26 protein-coding genes (1 of these 26 only partly in view) are annotated in these 21,891 nt (G+C 44.5%); 1 reads left to right on the top strand and 25 read right to left on the bottom strand.

Translation table 11 applies throughout. The features are described from left to right. Window positions 1–6 precede the first annotated feature (6 nt). The 14 genes from MHH91_RS00320 to metG form a co-directional block, all read right to left on the bottom strand. Window positions 7–960 (bottom strand): ribose-phosphate diphosphokinase, encoded by a 954-nt coding sequence (locus MHH91_RS00320; RefSeq protein ID WP_013350761.1) that lies wholly within the window; start codon window positions 958–960, stop codon window positions 7–9. A gap of 21 nt (window positions 961–981) precedes the next feature. Further along, window positions 982–2,352, bottom strand: coding sequence for a bifunctional UDP-N-acetylglucosamine diphosphorylase/glucosamine-1-phosphate N-acetyltransferase GlmU (gene glmU / locus MHH91_RS00315; protein ID WP_013350760.1), 1,371 nt, complete (start codon window positions 2,350–2,352; stop codon window positions 982–984). Between the two features lie 190 nt (window positions 2,353–2,542). Next, complete coding sequence (gene spoVG / locus MHH91_RS00310; protein ID WP_004264660.1) at window positions 2,543–2,836, bottom strand: septation regulator SpoVG; 294 nt, start codon at window positions 2,834–2,836, stop codon at window positions 2,543–2,545. 195 nt (window positions 2,837–3,031) lie between these two features. Next, the gene (gene ridA / locus MHH91_RS00305; RefSeq protein WP_004264663.1) at window positions 3,032–3,412 is read right to left on the bottom strand and encodes a 2-iminobutanoate/2-iminopropanoate deaminase; all 381 of its coding nucleotides are present in this window, start codon (window positions 3,410–3,412) and stop codon (window positions 3,032–3,034) included. Further along, a complete protein-coding gene (gene purR / locus MHH91_RS00300; RefSeq protein WP_013350759.1) occupies window positions 3,409–4,266 on the bottom strand; it encodes a pur operon repressor in 858 nt (285 codons plus the stop codon). Before purR ends, ridA begins: the two co-directional genes overlap by 4 nt. A 55-nt stretch (window positions 4,267–4,321) precedes the next feature. After that, a complete protein-coding gene (ispE, locus tag MHH91_RS00295) occupies window positions 4,322–5,191 on the bottom strand; it encodes a 4-(cytidine 5'-diphospho)-2-C-methyl-D-erythritol kinase (RefSeq protein WP_013350758.1) in 870 nt (289 codons plus the stop codon). Between the two features lie 144 nt (window positions 5,192–5,335). Next, window positions 5,336–5,524 (bottom strand): small, acid-soluble spore protein, alpha/beta type, encoded by a 189-nt coding sequence (locus MHH91_RS00290; protein WP_011996172.1) that lies wholly within the window; start codon window positions 5,522–5,524, stop codon window positions 5,336–5,338. Between the two features lie 162 nt (window positions 5,525–5,686). After that, entirely contained in the window at window positions 5,687–5,947 is a 261-nt protein-coding gene (veg, locus tag MHH91_RS00285; protein WP_003218330.1) for a biofilm formation stimulator Veg, read from the bottom strand. Between the two features lie 210 nt (window positions 5,948–6,157). Continuing rightward, on the bottom strand, window positions 6,158–7,033 hold the full coding sequence (yabG, locus tag MHH91_RS00280) for a sporulation peptidase YabG (protein ID WP_014471349.1): 876 nt from the start codon (window positions 7,031–7,033) through the stop codon (window positions 6,158–6,160). Between the two features lie 173 nt (window positions 7,034–7,206). Continuing rightward, window positions 7,207–8,088 (bottom strand): 16S rRNA (adenine(1518)-N(6)/adenine(1519)-N(6))-dimethyltransferase RsmA, encoded by an 882-nt coding sequence (rsmA, locus tag MHH91_RS00275; RefSeq protein WP_013350756.1) that lies wholly within the window; start codon window positions 8,086–8,088, stop codon window positions 7,207–7,209. After that, on the bottom strand, window positions 8,078–8,641 hold the full coding sequence (rnmV, locus tag MHH91_RS00270) for a ribonuclease M5 (protein ID WP_013350755.1): 564 nt from the start codon (window positions 8,639–8,641) through the stop codon (window positions 8,078–8,080). The genes rsmA and rnmV overlap by 11 nt, the downstream gene beginning before the upstream one ends. Before the next feature lie 134 nt (window positions 8,642–8,775). Further along, window positions 8,776–10,095, bottom strand: coding sequence for a G5 and 3D domain-containing protein (locus tag MHH91_RS00265; protein ID WP_014471348.1), 1,320 nt, complete (start codon window positions 10,093–10,095; stop codon window positions 8,776–8,778). Between the two features lie 134 nt (window positions 10,096–10,229). Then, window positions 10,230–10,997 (bottom strand): TatD family hydrolase, encoded by a 768-nt coding sequence (locus tag MHH91_RS00260; RefSeq protein ID WP_014469598.1) that lies wholly within the window; start codon window positions 10,995–10,997, stop codon window positions 10,230–10,232. A gap of 76 nt (window positions 10,998–11,073) precedes the next feature. Beyond that, the gene (gene metG, locus MHH91_RS00255; protein ID WP_014469597.1) at window positions 11,074–13,065 is read right to left on the bottom strand and encodes a methionine--tRNA ligase; all 1,992 of its coding nucleotides are present in this window, start codon (window positions 13,063–13,065) and stop codon (window positions 11,074–11,076) included. A gap of 482 nt (window positions 13,066–13,547) precedes the next feature. Between metG and abrB the strand changes: the two genes are divergently transcribed. Beyond that, window positions 13,548–13,838 (top strand): transition state genes transcriptional regulator AbrB, encoded by a 291-nt coding sequence (gene abrB / locus MHH91_RS00250; protein ID WP_169510469.1) that lies wholly within the window; start codon window positions 13,548–13,550, stop codon window positions 13,836–13,838. 49 nt (window positions 13,839–13,887) lie between these two features. Here abrB and rsmI read toward each other — a convergent pair whose 3' ends face one another. The 11 genes from rsmI to MHH91_RS00195 all read right to left on the bottom strand — a co-directional run. After that, on the bottom strand, window positions 13,888–14,769 hold the full coding sequence (rsmI, locus tag MHH91_RS00245; protein ID WP_013350751.1) for a 16S rRNA (cytidine(1402)-2'-O)-methyltransferase: 882 nt from the start codon (window positions 14,767–14,769) through the stop codon (window positions 13,888–13,890). After that, window positions 14,744–15,043 carry a GIY-YIG nuclease family protein gene (locus MHH91_RS00240; protein WP_013350750.1) on the bottom strand — a complete coding sequence of 100 codons (300 nt, stop codon included), beginning with the start codon at window positions 15,041–15,043 and terminating at the stop codon, window positions 14,744–14,746. Before MHH91_RS00240 ends, rsmI begins: the two co-directional genes overlap by 26 nt. Continuing rightward, window positions 15,030–15,773 carry a tRNA1(Val) (adenine(37)-N6)-methyltransferase gene (locus MHH91_RS00235; RefSeq protein WP_013350749.1) on the bottom strand — a complete coding sequence of 248 codons (744 nt, stop codon included), beginning with the start codon at window positions 15,771–15,773 and terminating at the stop codon, window positions 15,030–15,032. The genes MHH91_RS00240 and MHH91_RS00235 overlap by 14 nt, the downstream gene beginning before the upstream one ends. Before the next feature lie 60 nt (window positions 15,774–15,833). Then, window positions 15,834–16,193, bottom strand: a complete 360-nt coding sequence (gene yabA / locus MHH91_RS00230; RefSeq protein WP_013350748.1) for a replication initiation-control protein YabA — start codon at window positions 16,191–16,193, stop codon at window positions 15,834–15,836. Window positions 16,194–16,207: 14 nt separating this feature from the next. After that, window positions 16,208–17,035, bottom strand: coding sequence for a competence/sporulation regulator complex protein RicT (gene ricT, locus MHH91_RS00225; RefSeq protein WP_013350747.1), 828 nt, complete (start codon window positions 17,033–17,035; stop codon window positions 16,208–16,210). 2 nt (window positions 17,036–17,037) lie between these two features. Then, on the bottom strand, window positions 17,038–18,027 hold the full coding sequence (gene holB, locus MHH91_RS00220; RefSeq protein WP_013350746.1) for a DNA polymerase III subunit delta': 990 nt from the start codon (window positions 18,025–18,027) through the stop codon (window positions 17,038–17,040). A gap of 11 nt (window positions 18,028–18,038) precedes the next feature. Then, on the bottom strand, window positions 18,039–18,479 hold the full coding sequence (locus MHH91_RS00215) for a YaaR family protein (RefSeq protein ID WP_013350745.1): 441 nt from the start codon (window positions 18,477–18,479) through the stop codon (window positions 18,039–18,041). Window positions 18,480–18,491: 12 nt separating this feature from the next. After that, window positions 18,492–18,821 (bottom strand): cyclic di-AMP receptor DarA, encoded by a 330-nt coding sequence (gene darA, locus MHH91_RS00210; RefSeq protein ID WP_004264734.1) that lies wholly within the window; start codon window positions 18,819–18,821, stop codon window positions 18,492–18,494. Window positions 18,822–18,891: 70 nt separating this feature from the next. Continuing rightward, window positions 18,892–19,530 carry a dTMP kinase gene (gene tmk, locus MHH91_RS00205; protein ID WP_013350744.1) on the bottom strand — a complete coding sequence of 213 codons (639 nt, stop codon included), beginning with the start codon at window positions 19,528–19,530 and terminating at the stop codon, window positions 18,892–18,894. Continuing rightward, window positions 19,527–20,960 (bottom strand): aminotransferase class I/II-fold pyridoxal phosphate-dependent enzyme, encoded by a 1,434-nt coding sequence (locus MHH91_RS00200; RefSeq protein ID WP_013350743.1) that lies wholly within the window; start codon window positions 20,958–20,960, stop codon window positions 19,527–19,529. The genes tmk and MHH91_RS00200 overlap by 4 nt, the downstream gene beginning before the upstream one ends. A 77-nt stretch (window positions 20,961–21,037) precedes the next feature. Then, window positions 21,038–21,891, bottom strand: the 3' portion of a protein-coding gene (locus MHH91_RS00195) for a toxic anion resistance protein (RefSeq protein WP_013350742.1). 262 nt of this gene lie beyond the right edge of the window; the window shows 854 of its 1,116 coding nt (coding positions 263–1,116); its start codon lies off the right edge, out of view; the stop codon is at window positions 21,038–21,040.

The raw sequence follows: 21,891 nt of genomic DNA, 5'->3' as shown, positions 1-21,891 counted from the left end.
TTCGGTTTAGCTGAATAAATAGCTGACAGATTGTTTCTCGTGAACGCGGATAATCGCTTCAGCCAGAAGCGGTCCGACAGAAAGCTGTTTAAAGCGTTCGATTTTTTTCTCCTCAGGAAGCTTAATGCTGTTCGTCACGACAAGCTCCTTGATTTTAGAGTTATTGATCCGCTCAACGGCAGGGCCTGACAATACAGGGTGCGTACAGCATGCATACACTTCCGCAGCTCCGTTTTCAACCAGCGCGTTTGCGGCAAGTGTGATTGTGCCGGCCGTATCAATAATATCATCGATCAGAATCGCTGTTTTTCCTTCCACGTTACCGACGATGTTCATCACTTCTACCTCATTCGGTCTAGGACGGCGTTTGTCGATAATCGCGATCGGCGCTTTCAGACGGTCCGCAAGTTTGCGGGCGCGCGTCACACCGCCGTGGTCAGGTGAAACAATAACAATATCTTTCAAGTCTTTACCTTCAAAATAATGGCCTAAAATCGGAACACCCATTAAGTGGTCAATCGGAATATCAAAGAAACCTTGAATTTGCGGCGCGTGTAAATCAAGTGCGATTACGCGTGTCGCTCCCGCTGTTTCAAGCAGGTTTGCAAAAAGTTTTGCCGTAATCGGTTCACGTGATCTTGCTTTTCTGTCCTGGCGCGCATAACCGTAGTACGGGATGACAATGTTGATTGTTTTCGCGGAAGCGCGCTTTAAAGCGTCAACCATAATCAGCAATTCCATGATGTGCTCGTTGACCGGCGCACTTGTAGACTGGATGATGTAGCAATCACAGCCGCGAATACTTTCTTCTATGTTGATCTGGACCTCTCCGTCACTAAATCTTGTAACAGAGCACTTTCCTAATTGAACTCCTACATTATCCGCGATTTCTTTTGCAAGTTCTGGATTTGAATTCAAAGAAAAAATCTTTAAATTCTTATCTCCGTATTCGTTAGACATGGTAAACCTCCGATTTTAGGATTATTTTTTATGAATGTTTTTCACATAATCTTCTTTATTTACTTGTCTTGCTCTGGCAATGGCAAGCGCTTCGCCCGGCACATCTTCTGTTACGGTTGAACCCGCAGCGACGTACGCGCCTTCTCCCACTGTAACAGGAGCTACCAGATTGGAGTTGCAGCCTATAAAAGCGCCGTCTTCAATTTTGGTTAAATATTTTTTCTTCCCGTCATAATTGACCGTGATGGAGCCGCAGCCCAGATTCACGTCCGTACCTACTTCGGCATCACCGATATAGCTTAAGTGAGATGCTTTGCTTCGGTCGCCGAATTGTGTTTTCTTGATTTCAACAAAGTTGCCGATTTTCACTTCATTGCCGATTGCAGAATCGGGTCTGATGTGAGCAAATGGACCGATATTTACATCATTCCCAACTTTGCTCCGATTGACAACGGATTGTTTAATCACAGTACGGCTGCCGATTGAGCTGTCCTCTATCTCAGTGTGAGGGCCGATGACACATTCATCGCCGATTTCAGCTTGTCCCTTTAACACAGTTCCGGGATAAATAACTGTATCTTGTCCGATACGTGCGTCAGGTGAGATGTACGTATTCATCGGATCAATTAAAGTGACTCCGTTTTGCATATGACGTTTGTTGATACGCTCTTTCATATACATTTCAGCCTGAGAAAGAGCGACTCTATCATTCACTCCGAGCGTCTCTTGGAAGTTACCAGTCTGGTAAGCGGCAACAGTTTCGCCTTCGTCTTTGAGGATTTCGATAACATCCGGCAGGTAATACTCGCCTTGGGCATTTTCATTCGAAACCTGTTCGATGACACGAAAAAGAGCCTCGTTATCAAAACAGTACGTTCCCGTGTTGATTTCTTTCACAAGACGTTCTTGCTCCGAAGCATCCTTATGCTCCACGATTTTTTGAACGGCGCCGTCTTCGCTGCGGATAATTCTTCCGTATCCGGCGGGATCTTCGGCAACGGCCGTTAAAACCGTGGCTTTCGCACCTTTGTTTGTATGTTCATTCAGCATGGCTTCCATCGTCTCCGCCGTCAGAAGCGGTGTATCGCCGCAAATAACGATCGTGACACCCTTCTCCCCGTGAAGAAATGGTTTTGCCTGCTTGACTGCATGAGCCGTACCGAGCTGTTCTGCTTGGATTGCGTAATCGCTTTTCTGTCCGAGCTGCTTCTTCACATCTTCGGCGCCGTGTCCTACGATGGTGACAAGCTTCGCTAAAGATAATTTCAGAGCTTCGTCTGCGACGTGCTCTACCATAGGCTTTCCGCATACCGGATGAAGGACCTTATAAAGCTTCGATTTCATTCTCGTTCCTTTTCCGGCAGCTAAAATCACTGCAAACCGCTTATCCATTTAATGGCCTCCAATATCCCTTTTATCCATAGAAAAATATATCCTAAATAGCTGTTGATTTCAAGAAGACATCAAAAAGTGCAAGAATTTTCTATGTAATCGCTTTATTACTGAAAAATCAGATTTAAAAAAGGACTGCCGGAAAAGGCCTTGTGTCAGCCTTTATCAGCAGTCCTTACATTTTGTTATTTTAAGAAGCCCCGGCTTCTTCATATTCTAATGCTTCAGAATCACCCAAGCGATGGTACTCATTTAAAACAGCATCCTGGATCTTGCCCCGCGTGCTGGAATTAATAGGATGAGCAATATCGCGGAATTCTCCATCAGGGGTGCGTTTACTCGGCATCGCAACGAAAAGACCATTGTTTCCATCAATCACACGAATATCATGTACGACAAATTCGTGATCCAGCGTGATGGATGCAATCGCTCTCATGCGACCATCGGTATTCACGCGGCGTAATCTTACGTCAGTAACTTCCACAGTAGTTCACCACCTTTTCCCTATATAAAAGCATTAGTCTAACAATTCCACGATTCTCTTTAAATTCCTGCACGTTTCAAAAAGTTTTTTTGAAAATATAGGATATACATACACAATTAGGTGATAAATCATATTCGGGAATCATATACTGCATAAAAAAAGTGATTCCGGAGTCCGGAACCACTTTTCTGAGATTTAAGATTTCACCAGCGCAATGACTTCAATTTCCACGAGAGCGTCTTTCGGCAGTCTCGCCACTTCCACACAAGACCTTGCCGGCTTATGTACATCAAAGTATTGTCCGTACACTTCATTCACTTCCGCAAACTGCTCCATGTCAGCAATAAACACCGTTGCTTTTACAACCGTTTCGAGAGAAGCACCCGCTTCTTTGAGGACGGCCTTTAAATTGCTGAACACCTGATGCGTTTGTTCTGTGATATCACCGTTTACCATTTCTCCTTCAGCAGTAAGAGGAATCTGGCCTGAGCTGTAAAACATGTTATTTACGATGATGCCTTGTGAATATGGCCCGATGGCTGCCGGCGCGTGTTTCGTATGGATTGCTTTTGTCATTTTTCTGTCTCCCCATTCTTTAAATGCTGTTCTTTAAAAAATCGCAGAAAATTGCCGTTTTGAATCTCAATCGTTTTGTCTTTCATGTTGATGGTTGAAAGGGTAAGCAGCGACATGTATTCATCGACAAGCCGTTCATTCACTCCCTCAGCTTCAACCAAGACGCCTATACCCGCGACGTTCGCATTAAACTCATCAAGCAGGCTGATCATGCCGTTAATTGTGCCGCCGGCTTTCATAAAGTCGTCAATAATCAAAACGTTCGACCCCGTGGCCAAACTTCTTTTCGCAAGCGACATTGTTTGAATGCGGTTAGACGACCCTGATACATAATTGATGCTCACTGTAGAGCCTTCCGTCACTTTATTGTCTTTTCGTACGATGACAACCGGAACGTTCAGATAACTGGCCGCTGCGTAAGCAAGAGGGATTCCTTTTGTCGCAACGGTCATCACCACATCAATCTCCCGCTCCGCAAAAACGGAAGCAAAAAGCCTGCCTGCATTAGAGAGGACAGAAGGTTTGCCTAAGATATCCGTTAAATATACATAACCGCCCGGAAGGATACGCTCAGGATTTACTAAAGACTGTCCCAGCTCCTGTATAAACGCTTCTGCTTCAGCCTGTTTTACTTTCGGAATATATTTGACGCCTCCGGCAGCTCCCGGCACTGTAAGCAGCGTCCCAATGCCTTGCTGTTCGAAGGTCTGTTTAATAATTGTTAAATCTTCACTGATTGATGACTTTGCTGATTGATACCGTTCTGAGAAAAACGTTAACGGTATTAATTCATGCGGATGGGTTAACAAATAATTTGTTAAGTCCACCAATCTGCCGCTGCGACGAAACTTCATGAACTTACCCCCAAAATCCGAATAATTTAAAAATAATATAACTTAACATACGGATTTAATCAAGAGCATTCTGTTCGCCGATCATCCGCACCGCGTACACCTGATCACAGAAACCTCTTAACCCGTTATAAATCCGCTGCACCTTTGATTCGTATTGAACCAAACCGAATACAGTCGGTCCGCTTCCGCTCATTAACACCGCGTCAGCGCCGAAGCGTTTCATTTGATTTTTAATCATCGCCACCTCGGGATGAAGGTTGAGCGTAACCGATTCCAATACGTTTCCTAATTGTCCGCAAACCTTTTGGAAACTTTTTTCTTCAATTGCGTCAATCATCGCTTGTACATCCGGATGCCGAACCTGCTGCAAGTTCAGCCGGCGGTACACTTCGGCAGTCGATACCCCAATCGTCGGTTTGGCAAGCACGACCCAGCAATGAGGCGGAGCACTGATATGCCTGATCTTCTCACCGCGTCCTGTTGCCAGGGCAGTTCCGCCGTATACACAGAAGGACACGTCTGAACCGATTTCAGCCCCAAGCTCCGCGAGCTCTTCAACAGAAAGCTTTAAATCCCAGAGTCTGTTCAGCCCTCTGAGCGTGGCTGCTGCATCGCTGCTTCCGCCGGCAAGCCCTGCTGCTACAGGTATCACTTTTGTAATCATAATAGAAACGCCTTTTTTGACTTGGTACCGTTCTTTGAGCAGTTTGGCTGCCTGATAAGCCAGATTCCGCTGATCATCGGGAACAAAGCGATTATGCGACGCCACTCTGATCACGTTTTCGGGCAGTTCTGTCAGTTCAATCCGATCTGCCAAATCAATTGTCGTCATGATCATCTCCACTTCATGATAACCATCCGGGCGTTTACTCGTTACATCGAGGGACAGATTGATTTTGGCCGGCGCTTTTTCTAAAATACGCATAGCTTTCACCTACTTCTCCATCTAAACATAAGTATGAACATTGTATCACATTTGGAGACCCGGAGGTACTTATCCGAAATTGGCGCTGATTTTGACAGCCGATAGAAAAAAACCGGGGAACGGATTGTCCCCCGGGCCACTGCATTATCGGTTATTTTGGTTCTGAGCCGCCATCTGCTGTTCGGCAATCTCGATTGCGCGCTTTACCATATTCCCGGCATCGCGCGCCCGAATGCCTCCCCAGCCCTCGTTTTTCACCGTATCGTAAAAACCAAGGTCCTTTGCCAGCTCATATTTGAACTCATCTGACATAACTCCACGACGTCTGCCCAAACGAAACAACCCCTTTTATAGAATTGATCACCATTCGTGCACGCCACGATAAAACATGTGACATCTATAGCTTCCGTTTAATCGGCTGAAACTTTCGAGGGAATAATTAGAAGAGCTTTAGAAGGCAAAACAAAAAGCAGTAAACAAAAGGTTCACTGCCCATTAAAATGCTACTGAGCTTGCCGCATCATCATTGAATGTCAATTCAACAGTCTCAGTAAGAATATCAGCATAACTGTATGAAACTCTTTCAAACGAGTTCTCGTCTTGATCTAGTTGTATCACAAAAACAGAAGGGTACGTCTCAGCTAAAATGCCCGAACGCTCAATCGTTTTTCGGCGGCCGCCGTTTGCTTTTAACGTAAGCCGTTTACCTAAATTCCCATCAAGCGATCTTTTTATATCGGACAACGTCTTCGCCATTGCATCCACCTCACTACATTTATTGTACAACAAGAGCCCAATTTTGTCAAATAAAATTTAAATTATATCAACGTTATCAAGTCATTGTCAACAAAATTATTTTGACAAAATTCTATTGATTTCTACGTTATTTTTCGCAAGTTCCGGTAATTTATGTATCAATATGTAAAATAATTAACCCGCATAGCGAAATTTATGCGGGTTTTTCACTCATCCATTTGATTTATACGGCATACCGACACGCAGCACACCTTTCGTTTCAATTCCTCCCAGCCCTTTCTCTCGTGTCAGAGTGTTTCTCAGGACATCCCACACATTGATCCGCTCCATAAACGGAGTGAAGCTGATTTTTGCGACAATATAGACCGGGTCAAGCGCATGGATGTTGACGCGTGACGGTGAACTTGCAAAATTCGCACCCGCTCTGATTAAAGACTCGAAATGGGATTGGCAGGCACCCGCGAATATCACCAGCTGGTCCAAGTGAGGGACTTTCCACCTCGCTCGTTGAACGGTTTCGACAAAATGTTTGGAATGCCTGTAGGCGCTTAAATCGTTCACGCCTCCCTTATGCTTGGAATAAGCATCGTGACCGGTGATGACTAAAATATCCGGCCGGTATTTGTCGAGCAGCTCCTCTATTGAGGCCGCCATTTTTTTCTCATGGCAATGAATCCCGTATACAGGCACACCGATTTTTTCGTAAAAGTTCAGGCACTTTTTCAAATAAGCCTCATCGCCGTCCAGATGCAATACCTTGCCGGGCATATGAAAGTAGTGCTCCTGATGCTGATATTGATTTGTCGCGTAATATTCCTGTTTTTCCCGAAGCAGCTTATAATCCTGGCGGAGCAGCTCGAGAGATTCATTCATCCTGCTTTCATCTTTCTGCTTTCTCACGGCCTGTTCGTCTTTTCTTACAGGCTCTAAATCAGAAAAATCAGCATCCGCAATCAATCTGACTTCGTCACCATGCAGGATGGCAATTGAATTTCCTTTGCTTGTTTGCTCTATGCCGATAATGCGAAATAAAACATCCATTTGATAGGATTTCCTGGCTACCATATCTCCTATTTGAAATTGCACGTTACCCACTCCACAAATAGACTAAGCCTCATCATGAAAGAAGCCTTATCAAATGCACCTCTTTCCGCTGCGGCGCTTGATGTTTCAAGCTTTTCTTGCAGTTGAATGAATAAGGTTCTTCTCTAGCCTATGTAGCGGCAGTCCAAGTGGTGACGCAAAACAAAAAGCCCTTCTTAGAAAAGGGCTTTATACAATCCGTTGGACAGGAGCGCGAATTCTTCTATAGACAGGGATTCACCGCGCCGCTTTCCGTCAATATTCGTTTCTTGAAGGACTTCTTCAATTTGAGGTTTTTTCTCTTTTCCGCCCGGGAGATTGTTCACAAGGTTGTTCAGCAAAGTTTTCCGGCGCTGAGCGAAGCTTGCTTTAATCAGCTGGAAGAAAAATGATTCATTGTCGACGTCCACCGCCGGGCCGTCACGCAGCAAAAGCCGGATGACCGCGGAATCGACATTAGGCTGAGGCACAAACACCGTTTTCGGCACGGTCATGACGGTCTTGGCCTCCGTGTAGAACTGAACCGCAATGGAAAGAGATCCATACTCCTTAGAGGAAGGATCTGCGGCCATCCGCTCAGCGACCTCTTTTTGCAGCATCACGACAATTCCTTTTAACGGAAGATGTTCTTCCAAAAGCTTCATGATGATCGGTGTCGTCACATAATACGGGAGATTCGCCGTCACCATAATTTCATCACAGTCCTGAAACTGCTCTTCAATAACTGACTTAACGTCTGCTTTCAGCACATCATGATGAATGATCGTTACATTGTCATAAGGAGACAGCGTGTCATTGAGAATGGGCAGGAGGCGCTGATCAATTTCAAACGCGACGACCTTTTTCGCCCGTTTGGCAAGCTGCTCTGTCAGCGCGCCGATTCCGGGCCCGATTTCAATCACACCGGTCCGATCCGTTATTTCTGCATGGTCCACAATCCTGTCCAATATGTTTGTGTCAATTAAGAAATTCTGTCCAAGACTCTTTTTAAAAGAGAAACCGTACTTTTTCAGAATTTCCTTCGTTCTGATAGGTGTCGCGATATCTTTATTGTTCATCCTGTTCCTCCTGCATCATAGCATCGAGCGCATCAATAAAATCACTTCTTTTGATTTGAAACATTTGCAGCCGTTTTTGAAGCTGTTTGCCGTTTGTATATCCGATTTTCAGCAGGTCGCCCAAACGTTCGCGGCGTCTTTTAGCAGCCGGCCCGCCGATCAGACCGGCCTGTATTAAATCTTCAGCTGAAATCTCACTCGGCTTTGCCTCCATCTCTTCATGCACATTTTCCAGACATGCTCTGATGCTTTCAATGGATGCGTGCTCAACGCCTATTCCGCGCTTGTTTTTCGGTTTGGCAAGATGTTTGGGCAGAAATGCGTGTTTACAGCCGGGCACTGCTTCAGAAATGGTTTTCCGGATCTTTTCCCCGGGAAAATCCGGGTCCGTCAGCACGATGACCCCTCTCGTTTCCTGCGCCAGCCGAATCTGCCTGATGACTTCGTCTCCGATCGCTGAACCGTTCGTCTCGATCGTGTCCGCATCAACGGCAAGTTTTATGCGCGCGGTGTCATCGCGTCCCTCGACTACAATAATTTCTTTAATTTTCATTACTTCCTCCAAAAAAACTTTTTATATCCAAAACGAAACCTTTGCTTACATGTCACGTCTAATATACTGAAAATACACTTTACCTATTATAACGAAAAAAACAGAGGGCGCAAAACCCTCTGAATGAATCGGAATTAATTTAAGATTTTTATTTTGACCTGTTTTTTCCCCCAGCGGTAAGCCGAAGATTTTTCAGGGAAAAAGACATCAATCCGTCTTCCTTTAATGGCCGAGCCTGTGTCAGCGGCCACAGCGTCCCCATATCCGTCTACGTGGACTCTTGTGCCGAGCGGAATGACGCTTGGGTCTACCGCAATGACTTTGGCATTCGGATTACTTGTCAGGTTAACGCCTGTAGCCGTATGGCCGGAACAGCCGCTGCAGCTTGCGGTATATGCCGTGGAAGACACGGTAATCACTTTACCGGAAGATCCGGCTTCGCCCGAAGATGCCTTTGCACTGAGCTGCTCAATCTTGGGACTGTGCCGCTTTGTGCCGACCGCAATGATCTGGTCTTTGCTTTTTTCAGATGTTTCTTCTTTAACAAGCTTTCTCGATACTTCTTTTCCATTTTCTTTAACAACATGAAAATGCTTTTTAAGCTTGCCTTCTTTTCCTTTTTGAACGATCTTTTCTTCCCCGCTGTCGAGTGACGCATCTTCTTTTTCTTTCACTTGATACGCTATTTTTTCCTCAACTACATCGGTGACTTTTTCGATACGAGTGATTTGTATGCCGGCTTGATCTTTTGTGAGCTTTTCGTGTAATGCCGGTTTTACTTTATCTTCGTCTTTCATGTCCATCTTATGCTGCGTTAAAAAGTCAGCGACCGTAGTCGAAGTCGTCCATATTTTCTTTTTCTTTCCCGCATCATTTACAGTGACCTGAAAAGCCGGATCTACCGTGACTTTCATGCCGTTTGTCACTTTCGTATCTGCTGCCGGATCTATTTTATCGTGCTGATTCACAGGTGTATGCTGTTCGTCTAGAAATGCGCCGACTGTTTTTGCCGTTGACCATAAAGTCTTTTCTTCTCCGCCTCTTGTCACGCGGATCTGCTTTGCAGCTTCATACACGACATTCATGTTGTCTGCCAATGCTGTCTGCTTAGAGGGGGTAATCCGGTCTTCATTTCTCGTCTTTATATGTAAATCTTCCAGAAGTTCCCCAACTGTTTTTGCATGAGTGCGTATTTGCTTTTTCTTGCCGTTGATGGAAACAGAGACTGATTGTTTTGAGAGCTCATGCGCCCCGTATGCAGTCCCGGTTCCTCCCAGCAGAATAATAGCTGCAATAAGAATAACCTTGCTTTTACCAAGCTTTACGGAAAACAGTTTTTTCATTTTTTGTGTGATGAAAAACGCCTCCTTCTCCTCGGAGAGATTATATAGAGTATCTAAAATGCTGTCAACCCTCCCATCTCGAAGATCAAAAACCTTCAGCGTATCCCTCATTATGCAAAAACAAAGCAAAAAAAGGAAGAAAGAGATATCGACAACCTATCTTATGAGAAGAAGGAAGCTTGTAGAACTGTTTGATATATCCTCTGAATCGGACAAGCCTTTACACGTTACGACAGCGCATTCTGTCAGTTCATGCGGAAAAGTCTTTTTGCATTTTCAGTTGTAATCGAAGCAATTTCTTCATACGTCAGTCCTTTTAATTCAGCGAGCTGTTCCGCAACATATTTCACGTAGCTTGGCTCATTCCGTTTGCCGCGGAAAGGATGCGGTGTCAGGAAAGGGCAGTCCGTTTCAATCAGCAAGCGGTCATTCGGAATTTCCTTTGCCACTTCTTTTGGTTTCTTCGCATTTTTGAAGGTGACCGGTCCGCCGAATGAGATATAGAAATTCATATCCATACACTGCCGCGCAACCTCCGCGCTGCCCGTAAAGCAGTGCATAATACCGCCGACTTCTTCAGCCCCCTCTTCTTTCAAAATCGTGACAACATCTTCCGTTGCATCGCGATTGTGAATGATGATTGGAAGGTTCACTTCCTTGGCGAGCGCGATTTGTTTTCGGAACACCTCTTTTTGAATATCCTTTGGTGATTTGTCCCAGTGATAATCAAGGCCCATTTCTCCGATTGCCACGACTTTTTCGTGAGAGGACAGTTCCTTAATCCACGTTAAATCTTCTTCTGTCATGTCGATTGCATCTACCGGATGCCAGCCGATCGCAGCGTATATAAAGTGATATTCCTCAATCAGTTCCATCGCCCGCGTGATAGTGGGTTTGTCGAATCCGACAACGACAATTCGTTCAACCTTTTCAGCCTTTGCACGAGCAATGACTTCCTCAAGATCTGTGTCGAATTGCTCGGCGTTTAAGTGCGCATGTGTATCAAAAAGCATCATAAAAACTCCTTTCTTGTTGAAAAACAAAAGGTGTTCGACGGAATGTTACACGTGAAACACCTTTTGCCCCTTATTATTTAATTCTAGTGCCTTTCGGTAATGACTGATCGACAGCTACAACCTTGAGGACACCGTCAGATTCTCCTGCGAGGATCATCCCTTGAGAAAGCTCGCCTCTCAGTTTTACCGGTTTTAAGTTCGTTACACAAATGATTTTCATTCCCACAAGCTGATCCGGTGTGTAATGTTTCGCGATACCTGATACAACTTGGCGCTGTTCAAAGCCCAAATCAATTTGCAGTTTCAACAGACGATCCGCTTTTTTTACCGGTTCTGCGGACAAGACTTCTGCAACGCGAAGTTCTGTATCCATGAATTGATCAAACGTAATTTCAGGAAGGCGCTCAACTTCTTGCGGCTCTTCCGCCTTTTCTTCTTTCACAGGAGCAGTCCCCTGCATTTTTTGCTTGATGTAAGCTACTTCCTCTTCAGCTTCAAGACGAGGGAAAAGCGGTTCCCCTTTTTTCACTTTTGTGCTCTTTAATTGGCCAAATGTCTGAATGCTGTCCCAAGCTTTAAGAGACTGATCCTCAACTCCGAGCTGGGCAAACATTTTTTCAGGTGTTTGCGTCAAGAAAGGCTGAAGAAGTACAGCCGAAATACGCAATGATTCAGCTAAATGATACATGACTGAGCGTAATTCTTTTTCTTTTTCCGGATCTTTTGCCAGCACCCACGGAGCAGTTTCATCAATATATTTGTTCGTACGGCTGATCAATTGCCATAGCGTTGATAAAGCTACTGAAAACTCCATGTTTTCCATTGCCTTTTCATAAGCTTGAACCGTTTCTCCGGCTACAGAAGAAAGCTCTTGATCAAAATCGGTCACATTTCCTTCATATGAACCAATCTCACCGTCAAAATATTTTTGGATCATGGCGACTGTCCGATTCAGAAGATTTCCTAAGTCGTTTGCCAAGTCATAATTAATTCGTTCTACGAAACCTTCCGGCGTAAAGACACCGTCTGAACCGAACGGCACTTCGCGAAGCAGGTAATAACGAAGCTCATCCAAGCCGTAACGTTCAATCAATGTTACCGGATCAACAACGTTTCCTTTTGATTTCGACATTTTTCCGTCTTTCATCAATAACCAGCCATGCGCGAAAACTTGCTTAGGCAACGGGAGATCAAGCGCCATCAGCATAATCGGCCAGTAGATGGTGTGGAAACGGACAATTTCCTTACCGACCAGGTGAACGTCAGCCGGCCAGTACTTTTTGTAAAGCTCGTCATTTTCCGTATCGTAACCGAGCGCTGTAATATAGTTGAATAATGCGTCAATCCATACATACACGACATGCTTCGGATTTCCCGGCACTTTTACGCCCCAGTCAAACGTCGTTCTGGAAACGGCCAAATCTTCAAGACCCGGTTTAATGAAGTTATTAATCATTTCATTTTTGCGTGATTCCGGCTGGATAAATGAAGGGTTTTCTTCATAAAACTTCAGCAGGCGGTCTGCATATTTGCTCATGCGGAAGAAGTATGATTCCTCTTTGATTAATTCGACAGGGTGGCCGCTGTCCGGGCTTTTTCCGCCGACAACCTCGCCCTTCTCATTACGTTCCACATCCACCAGCTGTGTTTCAGTATAGAATGTTTCGTCAGGAATGCTGTACCAGCCCTCATACTCATCCAGATAAATATCACCATTATCAAGAAGCTTTTGAAACACTTTCTCAATGATTTCTTTGTGCCGGCTTTCCGTAGTCCGGATGAAATCATCGTGAGAAATGTCGAGCTGCTTCCACAATTTTTGGATTTCAGCAACAGCGCGGTCTACATACGCTTGAGGCGTGATATTCTCTTCCTCCGCTTTCTGCTGGATTTTTTGTCCGTGTTCATCCGTTCCGGTTAAGTAGCGAACGTCAAATCCCTTTAATCTTTTGTAACGCGCCATTGCATCGCCGGCCACGGTAGTATAAGCATGGCCGATATGTAATTTTCCGCTCGGATAATATATCGGGGTCGTAATATAAAAAGTATTATTCTCTTGCGGCATGTTGCAACCTCCCATTCAGAATGTCGAAAAGCTCACGCCCAAAGGACGAGAGCGGTTTTATTTGATATACAATATTGATATTTGTCCTCTATCTATGATACCATCTTAGCCTTTAAGATCAAGGATATATACGTACTGCGCGTAAAAGAGTAAATAAAATTAAAAATTTTTATTGAAATTAAATAAAGTCTTAACATGTCGAATTTTGTCGTATATAATCTACTAATATAAAACATCTTGGTTCGAAAGTCTTGATTTAAAAGGATTTTCCATAGGATAATAGGTTCGAAAAAGCAGTCAAAAAGCCTGTTATTTCAGGATTTCCAAGGCTTTACTTACTATAAGAACTAATTCTTACAAACAATAGTAAACAAAATGATTGACGATTATTGGAAACCTTGTTATGCTAGGAATGTAAGGAATTTTGTCGAATAATGACGAAGAAAAATATAAACTACAAATAATTATCTCTCGGGAGGAGACTGTTAATGAAATCTACTGGTATCGTACGTAAAGTTGATGAACTTGGACGCGTAGTTATCCCTATCGAACTTCGCCGTACACTGGGCATCGCAGAAAAAGACGCTCTTGAAATTTATGTTGATGATGAAAAAATCATCCTTAAAAAATATAAACCAAACATGACTTGCCAAGTAACTGGTGAAGTCTCTGATGATAACCTTAAACTTGCCGGCGGCAAATTGGTACTCAGCAAAGAAGGCGCTGAGCAAATCATCTCTGAAATTCAAAACCAGCTTCAAAACCAAAAATAAGTTATTTCATACAAAAACCGTTCTTGTTGTGACGCAAGAACGGTTTTTTTTATGATTGAATGTGATAAGCGTCATAGATCTCGCGTTTCGGTACGTCCCGATCTACCGCTGTTTGTTTTATGGCCTGTTTGGAAGAAGCCCCTTCATTTATGTAATGTTCCACATGCTCTTTTTCAGAAAGCTCCATCCACCAGGGTTTGTCGTCTTCATCCGGTTCAGCGGCTTGATTGCCTTCGACAACGAGACAGAACTCACCGCGGATTTGGTCTTCATTTGCCCATTCAATTACTTCGGCGATCGTTCCTCTGATGAATTCCTCGTACTTTTTCGTTAATTCCCTCGTGACGGCGATGTTTCGATTTCCCAAAACGGCATGCATTGCTGTTAATGTTTCTTTTAACCTGTGCGGCGCTTCGTAAAATATCATCGTTTCCTGCCGTTTTTTCAGGATTTCGAGTTCCTTCTTCTTTTCTTTTTTCTGTCTGTTTAAGAATCCATAGAAGAAAAACGGCTGCGGGGTGATACCTGATGCGGTCAGCGCGGTTAACGCCGCATTTGCTCCCGGAAGCGGAACGACATATCCGCCGATTTGGGTGAAATCTCTTACAATCTCAGCCCCCGGGTCGGAAATTGTCGGCATACCGGCGTCACTGACCAGTGCCACATTCTTTCCTGTTTTCAGCCATTCAATGATTTTATGGCCGCTGCTTTCTTTATTATGTTCATGATAGCTGGTGAGAGATGTTTCTATGTCATAGACGTGACACAGCTTTTTCGTCTGTCTCGTATCTTCGGCAGCGATGACATCGACCGATTTCAGCGTCTCCACTGCACGAAAGGTCATGTCCTCCAAGTTGCCGATCGGTGTAGGAACAAGATAAAGAATTCCCATTTCGGATTTTCCGTTAAAACTCATCTGGCGACTTAACATATACAGCCTCCTTGCTGCTTCGTTTTTCTTCTATATATTGTTCTTTTTTCTTTCGGGTCAGCTGCTTAAAACGATATTCCGCCTGCATCGCTTCCCGTTTTGTTTCAAATGATTCCGCATGGCATAACGAAACCGGCCTTCTCGCCCTTGTGTACTTTGCGCCCTTTCCCTCATTGTGGGTCTTCAGCCGTTTTTGCAGATCATTTGTATAACCGGCATACAGACTGTTGTCATTGCACAGCAGCACATAAAAGAAATGACTATTCGTCTCCATATAAAATGGTGCGGATCTCTTTCGTATATTCATTTTGTTCATTATATACAAACAGCGGAGGAAGAATTTTGAGATCAGGGCGGCCGCCTTTAATGCCTTCAACCAAAATGGTATTCGCTTCTTTACCTTGTTTCGGATAAATAAACTGCACCCGTTTCGGTTCTATTCGGTATGCTTTCATTAATTCAAAGATTTCCAAAAGCCTTCCCGGCCGATGAACGAGGGCCGCTTTTCCGCCTTGTTTCAGCAGTTTGCTGCTGACGGAAATCACATCTTCAAGCGTGCAAAGAATTTCGTGCCTTGCGATTCTGAGATGTTCGTTCAGATTCTGCTCAGCCTCTTTCGGCGTTTTAAAATAAGGCGGGTTGCAAGTGACAACGTCATATTTATTATGTCCGAGTCTATCCGGCATATTTTTCAGATCATCATGAATGAGGCTGATCTGACCGCCCAGACCGTTGTATTCGACACTTCGGAGCGCCATATCATACAAACGCTCCTGAATTTCAACCCCTGTGATATCCGCTTTTGACCTTGTGCTGAGCAAAAGCGGCACAATCCCATTTCCCGTACATAAATCAACGATGTTGCCCTTTTGAATCGGAACGTATGCAAACTTTGACAGCAGCACGGCATCTAGCGAAAAAGCGAAAACCGTCGGGCTCTGTACAATTTTCATATCCTCTGCTAATAAGTAATCCAATCTTTCATCATCACGTAATGAAACCATAATCTTATTCCTTTCAGCACTCTTTGAAAAAGGCTTCCGACATCAGCGGAAGCCTTTTCCTTATTTTTTATTTAAGAAGGACAGACAAAAAAGGCAATCTCCCTTGCGGACGCTCCCATAATGGACGTTGCAAATATGAAAGCCTTCTTGATACAGCCGGGCCAGATTATCGTACCCTTCTCCTATATCACTCTGCTCTGCCTTCTGTGTTTTTGTTTCTTTCTGATCGGCCTTGAATTTCTCAATTTGCTCTGTCGTGTCATCAAGCCGCTTCCGCAAATGCTTATTTTCAAGCTGCAGATGGTGATTCTCTTCAATCATTTCGCCGATATGCTGCTTTAAGTCACCCAGCTGACGGTACAGCGAACCGATTTGTTCCTCCAGGTTTATGACAGTATCAATTAACTCTTTTTTATCCAAGGTTCCACACCTCGTTAATCTGTGGTTTGTGCGGATACGACGCCCTCTTCCAAGAGCTCTTCCCAAGTATATTCTATCACTTTTTCACGATTCTTCAGTTCCACCTGAAGCACCCGTTCCAGAATATTAAGACCGACAACCTTTGCGGGGCCGTTTGCCGTTGTAATCATTTCGCCTAAATCCGGTAGCTGTTCTTTCGCCGTCTCATACTCATCATTTTCGTACTTCAAACAGCACATCAAACGGCCGCACAGACCCGAAATTTTCGTTGGGTTCAACGATAAATTTTGGTCCTTCGCCATTTTGATGGACACCGGTTCAAAATCACCGAGGAACGTGGAGCAGCAAAGCATTCTCCCGCACGGGCCGATACCGCCGAGCATTTTCGCTTCGTCTCTCACACCGATTTGACGCAATTCGATTCTTGTTTTAAAGATAGAAGCCAAGTCTTTGACCAATTCCCTGAAATCAACCCGTCCGTCGGCTGTGAAGTAAAAAATGACTTTATTGCGGTCAAACGTAAACTCAACATCAACCAGTTTCATATCTAAGCCGTGATCAGCCACTTTTTTCTGACAGATTTCAAAAGCGGACAGGGCCTCTTGTTTGTTTTCTTCTACAATGAGAAGATCGCGTTCATCAGCAACGCGAATGACTTTTCGAAGCGGAAGCACAACATCATGCTCGTCCACTTGTTTATTTGCGATGACAACCTGTCCGTATTCGACACCTCTTACGGTTTCAACAATGACGCAGCTGTCCTGTTCTATATCAAATCCGTTCGGATCAAAATAATAAATTTTTCCCGCTTTTTTAAAGCGGACGCCTATTACGTTGTACAAGCTTATCCCTCCTGCAACGTTAACACCAAGTGCTCCATTAATCCCTGCGCATTCACATTGGAATGAAGCCGTTTTTTTGCTTCTAAAACAGCGAGAATTTGGTTCGTAACGCTTTGTTGTGTAAATTGCAGCGCATGCTGTTTTATTGATTGGAATAAGTCTTGATAAATCAGTTTATCTTCATTTCCAATTTGGATGGATAATACATCACGGTATATCAATAAGAGCATATCAAGACCCATTTCTTGATGGGTTTTTTCTTTGAAAAAGGGCACCCACTGATCCTGAATGAAGAAAAAGGCATGTCCTTTCCGCTGATGTAAGACTTCATACAATTTTATCACTTTCGCTCTGGACTCTGCAAACTCATCATTTCGACTTAATTCGACTGCTTCCGCAATGTTATTTGTCATATTTGCTAAGAGTCTGGCCATGTGAGGGCTTACTTCCTGCTCCATCAGTCTCTCTTCTATCGCTTTCGGCTGAAGCGGCTGAAACGGAAGAACCTGACATCTCGAAACGATGGTATCCAGTATTCTGTGGAGCTGCTCAGTAATGAGAATTGCGATGGTGTCTTGACTCGGCTCCTCTAAAAATTTCAGCAGACTGTTTGCCGCATTTGTCGTCATTTGATCCGCATGGGATATAATGTACAGTTTTTTATGCGATTCCAGTCCGGTTTTAGAAAACTCCTCCTGCAGCGATTGGATCTGAGCCTTTTTAATTGATAGTCCGTCGGGCTGAACCACGTGCAGGTCAGGATGGTTTCCGGATGCAATACGCTTGCAGTTCCGGCACTCCCCGCATGGCTCAGTCCCGGCTTCAAGGCAAAAAAAGCTTTTTGCGAGAAGCAGTGCGGCATCCAATTTGCCCGTACCTTTTTTGCCTTCAAACAGATATGCGTGAGAAAGCCTTTTCTTTTCAATGCTATTATGCAAAAGCCGCATCACTCTGGGCTGCTGCTCGGTCATTTCCTTCCATGATATTGCCATTGTATCACTCTCTATGTGTAAAGGTTAATCAATAAACCTTTTATTTCTCCGATTCGATCCAGCAAATCAATTGCCGGTTTTTCCTGATCCAACATCTCTTCCGTCAGCTGAATCAGTTTTTCATCTATTTCTTTCACAAGTCCCAGGGTCCGGCTGTTGCCGTACAGGTCGAAGCTTTTCGCCGTCTCATGCGATAACCCGCTGTCTACGGCCTCTTTTACAAAACGCTTCACCAGCCCTTTGAATTTTGCTAAGTCTTTGAAGTTCCTCGATTTCGTCAGTCTTTTCCCGAACGTTTCTATATCCGTTAAGAACCTGCTTAGCTGATCAAACTTCAGCTTACTGCTTTGGCTGTCCATTGAACTTTTAAAAGTTCCGGAAAGCTCTGCCACTTTATAGGCAGGCTGCTGCTTTTTCTCAATAAAGGTGCGTAAGTCAGAATTTATTTTCACGTCGTCAAATCCTTAAAATTGATGAAATTCATCGACCGGAAGGACAAAGACCGTCGCTCCGCCGACTTCCACTTCGACGGGATATGGAACGTAAGAATCCGCATTCCCGCCCATCGGGGATACCGGGGCAATCATCTGATCGCGTTTACAGCCATTTTCTTTAATGAGGCTGAGCGCTTTATCGACACGGATATCTTCCACTCCGATCATAAACGTCGTATTGCCTGATTTAAGAAATCCGCCTGTTGTCGCAAGCTTCGTCACCCTGAAGTTGTGGTCGGTTAATACTTTCAAAAGCCTGTTGCTGTCCTGATCCTGCACCACTGCCACTATTAATTTCATTCTCTAGGCCCCCTTTAGGTTGGAAAGAACATTGTCGTTACATTCATTATATCAACTTATGAGAAACAGGTCACAACTGAATTTTTTTCAATGCCTCATTTATCACCTGAAGCGCGTCTTGAATGACGAATTCCTTCTTTCTCGATGCGTCGATTGTATGGAATCTTTCCGGAAAACGCTGCATGACTTTTTGGTACCCTTCCCGTACTTTCGTGTGAAAATGCAGCGCCTCAAGGTCGAGACGATTCTTTTCTCTTGAATCATTCGACGTAATCCGTTTCAGCCCTTCTTCCGGATCGATAGAAAAATAGATGGTGACATCAGGCATCGTATCGCCAATTGCAAACCGGTTGATAGAAAAAACTTCATCAATGCCCAGTCCTCTCGCATAGCCTTGATAAGCCAGTGAGCTGTCGATGAAACGATCACACAGTACAATGCGCCCTTCTTTCAATGCAGGCTGCACCTTTTCGACTAAATGCTGTCTTCTGGCCGCGGCGTAAAGGAGCGCTTCCGTTTTGGCATCCATCAGTGTATTGTTTTTATTTAAGATCACTTCTCTGATCTGCTCAGCAATGTCAATGCCGCCCGGTTCTCTTGTCGCTGTCACCGGGTGCCCCTCCGCCGACAGAATATCTTTTATTTCCTGAAGCACTGTCGTTTTTCCTGCACCTTCAGGACCTTCAAATGTAATAAATAAACCGCTCATGATTTCTCCTCTTCTGTATAAACAAGTAATTGTTCCCCGTTTAACAAGCCTTGAATATGCGCATCCATGCCGATTAAACGGGAAAGCTTTTGTACGATCTCTTCTGTTATCCGTTCTCCGTCCATGATAAGCGGGATTCCCGGAGGATAAGGAATAATATTCCCCGCATGCAAGCGACCGGCCGCTTTATTCATATCCGTAAGCTCTTTTGCAAACTTGCGCATTTCATTTTGCGGATATTCAAGTGTCGTAATGGATGGGAATGTCCAATCCACTGCTTCCGGCAGTCTATCGGGCGGTGTATTCTCCAGTTTCTGCTGTATGTTTTTTACGGTTTCCTGTTTAATCATCCGCCGGCCGCCTATCGGCAGTACGAGCAATACTTGATACTCGTCAGCCAGCTCGGCAAAAATGCCTTCGCTCTCCAAAATATTTTGTAATGAATAGCCGGAATGTCCGAGCTTTGAGCGAAGAATGAGTTTTAACGGGTCCGCTTTGATCCCATATCCGGAGGGCTCGATTACTTCAATAGAAGAAATTGATGCGAAGTTCCGTTTTATTTGCTCAATGTGCGCTATATGAACAGGGAGTGTTCCTTTTTCAGCGATATCCTGTATATAAGCGCGCGCCGTATCTAAAGATGCCATAATCGGATATGACGGGCTGCTGCTTTGCAAACTGCTTAGATAATAGGTTAATCGATCTCTGTCAATCCGGCTGCTGTTTAAATGAAAGTAAGATCCCATCGTCATAGCCGGAAGCGTTTTGTGAGCCGATTGAACAACTGCATCCGCCCCCATAGCCAATGATGAAGGCGGGAACGGTTCACCCAACACAAAGTGAGCACCATGAGCCTCGTCTACCAGTACAGGAACGCCGTATGAATGAGCTTTTTTAACTGCCGCATTCAAATCGGCAGCATGCCCGTAGTAAGTCGGGTTGGTCAGAACAAGGCCTTTCGCATTCGGATATGACGCTAACGCTTTTTCGATGACTGAAAGGGATACATAGGAAGGCACATGCATATTTTTATCAATTTCCGGTGCCAAATACACCGGCTTGGCTCCGGCCATTGCCACCGCATGAAAAACAGATTTGTGACAATTACGCTGAATCAGGATGGGTTCGTCCGGTTCACAAACAGCCAAAATCATCGCCAGGTTGCCGGCAGTCGTTCCATTGACGAGAAAGAAGCTTTCCTGAGAGCCGTAAAGCCTGCTCACCAAATCTTGTGCTTCTTTGATGACTCCCGTTGGGTGATGCAAGTCATCAAGCCCCGTGATCTCAGTCATATCAATAGATAAAAGAGATTGATATACAGATTTGGCTTCATCAAAAAAGACATCTCCATTGTGATGTCCCGGAACATGAAAAGAATACGTATTTCGGTGCGCATGCTTCAGCAGCGCTGTATATAAAGGTGTGTCCATTTTTAAACAAATCCTTTGCCTGTCTTTCTTATTATATCGTGCCTGTGAGCCAACTTAAAGCTAAGACTTTTTGCCAGCTAGACGTCATCACGGCCGAGCGTCATATTAAGCAGCTTCTTTTTCAAGTCGCCTTCCATGATAACAAGCTCCTCTTCGGCACGTTTGCGTTTCATCCTGCCGTCTTCTTGAATAGACATGATTTCTTCAAGTGTGCTGACTAAGCTTTCCTGCACTTTTTTGAGGGTATCTGCCTCAACAAGGCCTCGCTCATTAGCTTTGGCTGTCTCGACTGTACTTGTTTTCAGAAGTTCAGCGTTTTTCAGCAGCAATTGATTTGTCGTATCAGCCGCCTTCTGCTGCGCATCTGCCGCACTCCGCTGCCTCATAAGCGTCAGCGCGATCGCAACTTGATTCTTCCATAATGGAATAGCCGTAACAATGGAGGACTGAATTTTTTCCGCCAGTGCCTGATTCGTGTTTTGAATCAAACGGATTTGCGGCGCACTCTGAAGCGTAATCTGCCTGCTCAGAAGCAGATCATGCACTCTCTTATCCAGACGGTCGGCAAACTGGCGAAGATCATTCACTTCCTGCGCGGCCATTTGATTGTGTTCCCGTGATTCGGCTTTTCTTGCCGCTTCGGGAATCAGCTTTGTTTTCAGCTCATCTAACTTTAATTCACCCGCCGCTATATACAGATTTAAGTCAGAGAAGTATTGTTTATTTTGGGCGTACAGTTGATCTAACAGTTTATTGTCACTCAACAGCACATTTTTAGAATGCTCGAGCCTTCTGCTGATACGCTCAATCTGCACACTTGTCTTTTGATATTTCGAAAGCACTTCCTGCACAGAACCAGATACCCTTTTAAACAAACGGGCGAAAAATCCTTTATTCTTCATCTGCAGATCATCAGGGTTTACCTGGTCAA

The organism is Bacillus sp. FSL K6-2819 (genome assembly GCF_038008305.1).
Classification (GTDB): Bacteria; Bacillota; Bacilli; order Bacillales; family Bacillaceae; genus Bacillus; species Bacillus amyloliquefaciens.
This window is presented reverse-complemented; position numbering and strand designations above follow the sequence as displayed.

What these genes read in the sequence shown, in the direction of transcription:
- holB (WP_013350746.1), bottom strand. Translation starts at nt 18,027, where the DNA reads ATGGCAATATCATGGAAGGAAATGACCGAGCAGCAGCCCAGAGTGATG.
- purR (WP_013350759.1), bottom strand. Translation starts at nt 4,266, where the DNA reads ATGAAGTTTCGTCGCAGCGGCAGATTGGTGGACTTAACAAATTATTTG.
- MHH91_RS00240 (WP_013350750.1), bottom strand. Translation starts at nt 15,043, where the DNA reads ATGGAGACGAATAGTCATTTCTTTTATGTGCTGCTGTGCAATGACAAC.
- metG (WP_014469597.1), bottom strand. Translation starts at nt 13,065, where the DNA reads ATGCCGCAAGAGAATAATACTTTTTATATTACGACCCCGATATATTAT.
- MHH91_RS00260 (WP_014469598.1), bottom strand. Translation starts at nt 10,997, where the DNA reads ATGCTTTTTGATACACATGCGCACTTAAACGCCGAGCAATTCGACACA.
- rnmV (WP_013350755.1), bottom strand. Translation starts at nt 8,641, where the DNA reads ATGAAAATTAAAGAAATTATTGTAGTCGAGGGACGCGATGACACCGCG.
- veg (WP_003218330.1), bottom strand. Translation starts at nt 5,947, where the DNA reads ATGGCGAAGACGTTGTCCGATATAAAAAGATCGCTTGATGGGAATTTA.
- MHH91_RS00320 (WP_013350761.1), bottom strand. Translation starts at nt 960, where the DNA reads ATGTCTAACGAATACGGAGATAAGAATTTAAAGATTTTTTCTTTGAAT.
- ispE (WP_013350758.1), bottom strand. Translation starts at nt 5,191, where the DNA reads ATGCGTATTTTAGAAAAAGCGCCGGCCAAAATCAATCTGTCCCTCGAT.
- glmU (WP_013350760.1), bottom strand. Translation starts at nt 2,352, where the DNA reads ATGGATAAGCGGTTTGCAGTGATTTTAGCTGCCGGAAAAGGAACGAGA.
- MHH91_RS00265 (WP_014471348.1), bottom strand. Translation starts at nt 10,095, where the DNA reads ATGAGGGATACGCTGAAGGTTTTTGATCTTCGAGATGGGAGGGTTGAC.
- MHH91_RS00235 (WP_013350749.1), bottom strand. Translation starts at nt 15,773, where the DNA reads ATGGTTTCATTACGTGATGATGAAAGATTGGATTACTTATTAGCAGAG.
- rsmA (WP_013350756.1), bottom strand. Translation starts at nt 8,088, where the DNA reads ATGAACAATAAAGATATCGCGACACCTATCAGAACGAAGGAAATTCTG.
- MHH91_RS00200 (WP_013350743.1), bottom strand. Translation starts at nt 20,960, where the DNA reads ATGGACACACCTTTATATACAGCGCTGCTGAAGCATGCGCACCGAAAT.
- rsmI (WP_013350751.1), bottom strand. Translation starts at nt 14,769, where the DNA reads ATGTTAAGTCGCCAGATGAGTTTTAACGGAAAATCCGAAATGGGAATT.
- darA (WP_004264734.1), bottom strand. Translation starts at nt 18,821, where the DNA reads ATGAAATTAATAGTGGCAGTGGTGCAGGATCAGGACAGCAACAGGCTT.
- tmk (WP_013350744.1), bottom strand. Translation starts at nt 19,530, where the DNA reads ATGAGCGGTTTATTTATTACATTTGAAGGTCCTGAAGGTGCAGGAAAA.
- ridA (WP_004264663.1), bottom strand. Translation starts at nt 3,412, where the DNA reads ATGACAAAAGCAATCCATACGAAACACGCGCCGGCAGCCATCGGGCCA.